General features: G+C 63.0%; 7 protein-coding genes and 1 pseudogene. 7 read left to right on the forward strand and 1 reads right to left on the reverse strand.

The annotated features are described in order from the left end of the window. Positions 1–216 (reverse strand): annotated as a pseudogene (locus HEP69_RS17490) (hypothetical protein); the annotation flags it as partial. Between the two features lie 337 nt (positions 217–553). Here HEP69_RS17490 and HEP69_RS17495 point away from each other — a divergent pair. The 7 genes from HEP69_RS17495 (at position 554) to HEP69_RS17525 (ending at position 6290) form a co-directional block, all read left to right on the forward strand. Then, complete coding sequence (locus tag HEP69_RS17495; RefSeq protein WP_034452064.1) at positions 554–1039, forward strand: hypothetical protein; 486 nt, start codon at positions 554–556, stop codon at positions 1037–1039. A gap of 41 nt (positions 1040–1080) precedes the next feature. Next, positions 1081–2019, forward strand: coding sequence for a zincin-like metallopeptidase domain-containing protein (locus tag HEP69_RS17500; RefSeq protein WP_037239986.1), 939 nt, complete (start codon positions 1081–1083; stop codon positions 2017–2019). Positions 2020–2042: 23 nt separating this feature from the next. Further along, positions 2043–2252, forward strand: a complete 210-nt coding sequence (locus HEP69_RS17505; RefSeq protein ID WP_037239988.1) for a DUF6330 family protein — start codon at positions 2043–2045, stop codon at positions 2250–2252. 88 nt (positions 2253–2340) lie between these two features. Beyond that, positions 2341–2730: a DUF3768 domain-containing protein gene (locus tag HEP69_RS17510; RefSeq protein WP_037239991.1), complete on the forward strand. Its 390-nt coding sequence runs from the start codon at positions 2341–2343 to the stop codon at positions 2728–2730. A 155-nt stretch (positions 2731–2885) separates the two neighbouring features. Further along, positions 2886–4868 carry a ParB/RepB/Spo0J family partition protein gene (locus HEP69_RS17515; protein WP_071675838.1) on the forward strand — a complete coding sequence of 661 codons (1983 nt, stop codon included), beginning with the start codon at positions 2886–2888 and terminating at the stop codon, positions 4866–4868. Positions 4869–4940: 72 nt separating this feature from the next. Continuing rightward, positions 4941–5534, forward strand: a complete 594-nt coding sequence (locus HEP69_RS17520; protein WP_025042408.1) for a hypothetical protein — start codon at positions 4941–4943, stop codon at positions 5532–5534. A 102-nt stretch (positions 5535–5636) separates the two neighbouring features. Further along, entirely contained in the window at positions 5637–6290 is a 654-nt protein-coding gene (locus HEP69_RS17525) for a hypothetical protein (protein ID WP_037239996.1), read from the forward strand. Positions 6291–6466: the final 176 nt, after the last annotated feature.

Consider the following 6466-nt stretch of genomic DNA (forward strand, 5'->3'; position numbering starts at 1 on the left):
GGGGGGGGGGCCGGCCGGGGGGGGGCCCTTCTTGTGGTGCGGGGGGGTGTCCTGCGGCCCGGGTTTCAACTTGGCTTGGGCTGCGCTCCAGGGCCTCAGGGACCGCCGATCTTGCTGAACCTCCCACGGCAAAAGCGTCTGGGTGCGCAAGGCCAGCGCGCGCGCATAGGCGATCTGCTTGGGCGTCGCGGGCAGGGCGTAAGTGGTGCTTTCCATCGGGGATCTCCCTTCTTAGCGTGGTTCTTAAAATAGAACATAACAGGAACAAAATCAAGCCACCTGCGGAAATCATGGGGTTTGAGAGGAAGAGGAGGGCCGGGGGAGGTCAGGCCTGAGGATGCCCGAAAGAGGGTGTCCGGGCCTGATCCTGTTCCTCATTGGGGTCTGATGCCGGAAAGTGCAGGATTCTGCGTTCTCATGAGCTTCGCATTTAACAATCTCCGGCATCAGATCCCTAAAGAGTGAAAGTGTCCTTCGGGTTTTGTGACTGATGGATGAGGGCCTTCGGGGTCCCTCAGATGGGTCCGGGCCGGGTTCCGGTCTGCCGTTCCTGATGAAGGGCATTCCCATGCAAACAGGTGTCTTGCGCGTGTTGCGCGCGACCGCCGCCTCCTGGTGGCGGCATAGAGATCTGCGCCGAACTGGCCAGACGTTGCTGGCACAGCGGCTCGAACGCCAGACCGTCCTGCGTGATCTCGGCTATCTCAGGCAGGCGGCGAAGCTGCCGAATGCCCATGTGATCTGCGGAGAGGGCGGGACATTCATCCACCTCGGCTTGACCACCGTGTCGAGTTTCGCACCGATCGAGCGCTTTCCCTTGGCCGCTTTTGCGGTCGCACGTGGCACGCCGTTCATCGATATCCGACCCGTCACCGATGTCATCGCCTTCGCGAACCTGCCGCGGGTTGCGCGGAACGGATCGGTCGACCCTGACTCTTCGGGTCCCGGCAAGTCCGTGTCGCTGACCACCTACATCCACATGGTCGAAGCCCTCGGTGCCAGGATCGCCAACGATCCGCGCCCCTGTCGGTCAACCTAGTCACCACTCCCTCTCACCAAAACTCGAAAAGGAGGCCAACCATGGCCCGATCCCGTACGCCCAAATTCGATGCCTCAGAGGTCATCACAAACGAAATCATCCGCATCATCGAGCGCGGCGTCCTGCCGTGGCGCAAGCCCTGGACCGCAGGTGGCAGCTCTCGTCCCCTGCGCGTGGGCGGAGAACCCTACCAGGGAGTGAACAACTTCCTGCTGACGATGCGGACCGTGATGGCGGGCCACAGCTCTCCCTTCTGGATGACGCTGCCGCAGGCCAATGCGTTGGACGCAAAGGTCCGCAAGGGCGAGAAGTCCTCTGTCGTCGTTTACTACGGTCAAAGCCGGAGAGACGCCGGCGATGAGCATGTTCACAGCGACGGGGATGATCACTCCGAGGAAGCCCGTATCTTCCGCTTCCAGAAATCCTACCGTGTGTTCAATGCCTGCCAGATCGAGGGCTTGCCCGACAGCTTCTACCCTGACCCAGAGCCCGCGCCCAAGCATCCGCCGTCCGAGCCGATCCCGCACATGCAGGCGTTTTTCGATGCCATCGACATCACAACCGTCTTCACGGGCACGGAGGCGTACTATTTGCCCCCCGTGGACAAGGTCTACATGCCATCCATCACACGGTTTCAGGACCCGCGCAATTTCTACGGGGTCTGGGCGCATGAGCTGGCCCATGCCACGAAAGCCCCGCATCGACTGAACCGTGATTTCGGGTTCTCGAAGTTTGGCAACACGTCCTATGCGCGCGAGGAAATCGTCGCGGAATTGACCTCGGTGTTCCTGGGTCAGACGCTCGGCTTCACGGCGCATACGCTCGAGATGAATGCCGCCTACCTCCACAACTGGTTGCGCGTTCTTCGGTCGGACAAGGGCGCGATCTTCCGGCACGCCGCGGACGCGCAGCGCGCCTGCGACTATCTGATCGCCAGATCGGAGGTGGGCAGGGCAGGGCGCAGTGCCGAGGCCGCCTGACCACACGGAGAACGGAGACACCCATGTCACGTAAGGAACCCAAAACGCTGCGGGTGGCCTGCTTCAACGACGGCCGCCGCAAGATCATCACCTTCAAGCGCGGTGCCTATTGGTGGAGCGCTGCCGAGGGCGCTTATCCGCTCTCGGCAGCGCTCGAGAGCATCACGGACCAGGGCGGCTGGATCGAAACCATCCCCAACCCGAATTACAGACCCAAAGGGCTGTTCGGGTAGGGCGCCTTCGGCCTCGATTCATCCGCCAAGCGGAAAAGAAAAAGCGGGCTTTGAGAAGGGTGTTTCAAACCTCTCAAAGGAGATCCCCATGTCCATGACCGTTCAACCCCAGCCAGACCGTCCGGATCCGAGTGTGATCGCGGCGCAGAACGACGCGTTTCGCAAGCTCGCGTGCCTTGGAGTGCCGCCCGCGCAGCCCATCCAGGGCCGGATGCATGTCACCCGCTCGCTTATGGAGGCCGATGACGGCTTCATGGCCGAGGCGGTGAAGGCCACCGGTGAGTTTGCAACATTCGAGCCTGAGAATGATCCCGAGGGATGGCACGATTTCGGGGCGGTCGAGATCCGGGGCGAGACCGTGTTCTGGAAGATCGATCTCTATGAAGCAGACTCGGATTTCCGCTACGGGGCTGAGACCCCGGACAATCCCGCCACCACCGTGCGCGTGCTGACCATCATGCTGGCGCGCGACTGGTAGGGCAGGGGACACCCCCTCCTGACACCCCAGGCGATGAAGGCCCACTGACCCCTCAAAGGGCAAGTGGGCCTTTTGTCGTTGTGATCCCTGAAGCCGGGGATCGGTTACGCGCGTGAAGGCGCGGGCCACACCTCACCCACCTGGAAGGATATCCCATGACCACAAGCTTTGCCCCTCTCACCGTCGCCATCAGCGATCTCACTGCGCATCCCGCCAATGTGCGCAGCAACTCTTCGGAAACCTACGACCCCGAGAACATCGCCCATCTGAAAGCCAGCATCGCTGTTCTGGGTCTCCTGCAGCCGCTCCTGGTCCAGAAGCTCGACGGCAAATACGCTGTCCTCGCCGGTGGCCGACGCCATGCAGCCCTGAAGGAGCTGGTCGCCGACAAGGCCGCGAAGGGGTTCACCGCGAAGACCAAGGTCGACTGCCGCCTTGTGCCGGAGAAGTGCGACGTCACCACGGCGCTGTCGCTCGCCGAGAACATCACCCAGGCACCGATGAACGCAATCGACGAGTTCGAGGCTTTCGCGCGGATGATGGAGGTCGATGGCCAGACGCCTGAGACCATCGCAATGACTTTCGGCACGACCGTTGCCGCCGTGAAAGGCCGGTTGCGCTACGGGCTGATCCACCCCGATATCCGCGCCGCGGCCCGGGCGAAGACGATCACGCTCGACACGATGAAGGCCTTTGCCGAGCACCCGAGCCAGGAGGTTCAGCGCGAGGTCTACGAGGCGCTCACCAAGGAAGACAGCTATCTGCAGGCCTATACCGTCCGGCAAGCGCTCAAATCCCGCGGCGTGCAGGTCAGCGACGATATCGGAGCCTTCGTGCGCGCGGACTACGAGGCCCTCGGCGGTGCTGTCGCGGCTGACCTTCTGGAAGAGCATTCCGTGCTCGAGGATGCAGCACTGGTCGAGACCATCTTGCTCGAGAAGCTCGGTGCCGCTGCCGAAGAGGCCCGTATGAGGCTGGGCTTCGCCTGGGCCGATGCGATGGTGCGCTATGATTACGCGACCATGGCCGACTATGGCCGCGTCTATCCCGGCCCGATCGTGCCGGATGCATCCGCCCAGAAGCGCATCGATGAGATCACTGCCGAGCTTGATAAACTGCAGCTCCAGATGGAGGATGAGGGGCTCGAGGACGGTGCCTACAATGCCCTTTACGAGCGCGTGGACGCTCTGGAAGAGGAAGCCCGCGATCTGCAGGAGGCTTACAGCACCGAGGACCTCGCGCGGTCCGGGGTGATCGCGTCGTGGCAGGGTGGGCAGATCACGCTCCATGTTGGTCTCGTCCGCCCGGAAGACACCGTGAAAGAGGAGGGCGCGCGCGGCTCTTCGGCTAGCCCGACCGGGGAAGAGGCCCCGGACGCCGGCGAAATCACCTATCCAGCCTCACTGGCCGAGGACCTCAAGACCGAGCGGGCCATGGCCCTTGGCGCCGCGATGGCGCTGCATCCGGAAGCCACGCTCGATCTGACGCTCTTCAAGCTGGTGAGCGACGTTCTGGCCAGCGGCATGAGTGTCACGCAGGCGATCAAGATCGATGCCCGCAAGGAATACCGCAACCACGCCAAGATGGACGAGATTGACGAGACCTCCCTCGCGCAGGTGGCCGCGGCGCATGATGTGCTGGACCTCTCGTGGCTCGATGATACCCGCCCGCCCGCCGATCAGTTCGCGGCGTTTCGCGCGCTGGAGGCCGGCGAGAAGGCCAAGCTCGTGGCCTATGCCACGGCCAGCACCACGCAGTCCTGCTTCGCGCGGGACCGCCAGCGCGACAGCCTGATGCATGCGTTCGAGATCGAGATCATGCCCGATATCCGCGCGCATTGGACGCCGAACGCGGCGCTCTTCAATCGCTTCAAAAAGGCATGGCTCCTGAAGATCCTCGGCGAGGATCTGGGTCTGGCCCAGGAGGCGGTGACGCTGGCCTCGTCGAGCAAGAAGGAGATCGTGGCCTTCTGCGACAAGCTCTTTGCAGAGCCGTTCGCCACACTCACGGACGCGCAGCGCGCTGCCGTAGCCGCCTGGTGCCCGCCGATGATGCAGACCGCCGGTGTCGTCTGTGATGAGGCGGAGCCCGCCTCGGAATCTCCCGAGCCTGACAGCGAGGTCGCGCAAGCGGCCTGAGTCCTCACGCGACCCGCGCGAGGCATTTCCCGCGCGGGTCGACCCTCCCACACCCAACCGAAAGACATCCCCATGGCTATTCTCAAGTTCTCTGCGTCCGCTGTTGCGGCACAGATCGCCCATGCGCGCGCCTGCAAGACCTTCCTGCCCAACTGGAACGGGCCCGTGGACAGGCCCGCCCTGATCCTGATCGTCGGCAATGGTGTGCATCTGCGCTCAAACGGCATCGATGGCACGACCACCCGTATCGTCACCACCGAACAGGCAGATCCCTCCTTCGCCTTCGCCGACGGCATGAACCCGTTTCGGGATACCGACTGGATGGCGCAGCGCCGCATGGCGTTTCGCGATCTGACCGGCCAGTTCTACACCGACATCCTGGATGACGTGCAGGTGCTCATCGACCGGGGGCGGGGGGCGATCCGGCTCGCCACCGATGGCCACAGCATCCGCGTCTTCGTACGCCGGGCCTCGGATTATCTCATCGGCGGGACCTACGAGGTGCCCTCGGGCCTCGGCGGCACCTTCCGGGTCATCCTCAAGGATGCCTGCGATACCTTCGCGATCGTGCAGAACTGCGGCAATTGCGAGGATTTCGACGCCATGCAGCCCTACCGCGTGCCGCTCGATGCGCTGATGGAAATCGATGACCGGAGGGCGGCGTAACGCGCCCTTTCTCAAACAAGCATCGCCAATACCCTGCCAGGCCTGCGGCCCTCTCGGGACATTGACGACAACAATTTCCCCAATGAGAGAAAGGACTCTGAGATGGGATGGCTCTTCTATACCGATCGCCGCGTCCAGACCTACGCGGATGAGAAAGCGGAGATTGCCCGGCTCTGCACCTTCGAGAGCGACAGGCGCAAGACGGAACTGGTCAAAGCCTGCAAGGTGGGTTCGACTTGGTACGCGGCGGCAAAGGTCACAAGTATCGATGGCTCGCCGGTCGAGGACACGACCTATGTGACCGATGCGGATGGCTCCATCACGTTCGGTGCTGTCTTCCTCACCCGATACGATGACGGCTGCTGGGGCTACAAGGACATGGAGGAAAGTGCTGGCCCGAACGAGTCTCGTGCTCCCCTTGGGCTGATCGAGCTCCTCTCCGACCTGAAAGACCCGGACAGCTATGCCCATGCCTGGCGCCAGCGCTGCCAGGACTGGGCTGCGATCCCGGACTACGAGGAAGGCGACAAGATCAGGCTCGCAGCACCTGTGACGCTCACCGATGGCAGTACCTGCCAGATTGTCACCGCGACCCACTACAGGCGCGGGCGGCAAAAGCGCCGCTGCTACCGCATCGAGGAAACTGGTGGGCTCGTACGCCTGTCGAAGGCCTCGCTTGCGGGTTCGGAGCTGCTCAGCTCCGCGAAAGGTGCGGCTAGCCCGGTGCTGGCGGAGTTCCTGGCGGGGCGAAATTAGGTCCTGCGCCGGACGGTTCATCGACCTGCCCGGCGACAGCAGATCCTGCGGCTTGTCTTGACAAGGCAATGCAAATGCATTACCTATCGCGGGCAGCAAAGACCCTTTTCTTCAGGAGACTGCCATGACAGCCCTCGCACAAGATGTCTCGAAACTCACGGATCGGTATCAGACGA

Origin of the sequence: Aestuariivita sp. (assembly GCF_021404545.1) — a bacterium.
Classification (GTDB): domain Bacteria; phylum Pseudomonadota; class Alphaproteobacteria; order Rhodobacterales; family Rhodobacteraceae; genus Aestuariivita.

Excerpts from the sequence above, each read along its gene's own strand:
- HEP69_RS17495 (WP_034452064.1), top strand. The coding sequence starts at position 554 with ATGAAGGGCATTCCCATGCAAACAGGTGTCTTGCGCGTGTTGCGCGCG.
- HEP69_RS17500 (WP_037239986.1), top strand. The coding sequence starts at position 1,081 with ATGGCCCGATCCCGTACGCCCAAATTCGATGCCTCAGAGGTCATCACA.
- HEP69_RS17505 (WP_037239988.1), top strand. The coding sequence starts at position 2,043 with ATGTCACGTAAGGAACCCAAAACGCTGCGGGTGGCCTGCTTCAACGAC.
- HEP69_RS17510 (WP_037239991.1), top strand. The coding sequence starts at position 2,341 with ATGTCCATGACCGTTCAACCCCAGCCAGACCGTCCGGATCCGAGTGTG.
- HEP69_RS17515 (WP_071675838.1), top strand. The coding sequence starts at position 2,886 with ATGACCACAAGCTTTGCCCCTCTCACCGTCGCCATCAGCGATCTCACT.
- HEP69_RS17520 (WP_025042408.1), top strand. The coding sequence starts at position 4,941 with ATGGCTATTCTCAAGTTCTCTGCGTCCGCTGTTGCGGCACAGATCGCC.
- HEP69_RS17525 (WP_037239996.1), top strand. The coding sequence starts at position 5,637 with ATGGGATGGCTCTTCTATACCGATCGCCGCGTCCAGACCTACGCGGAT.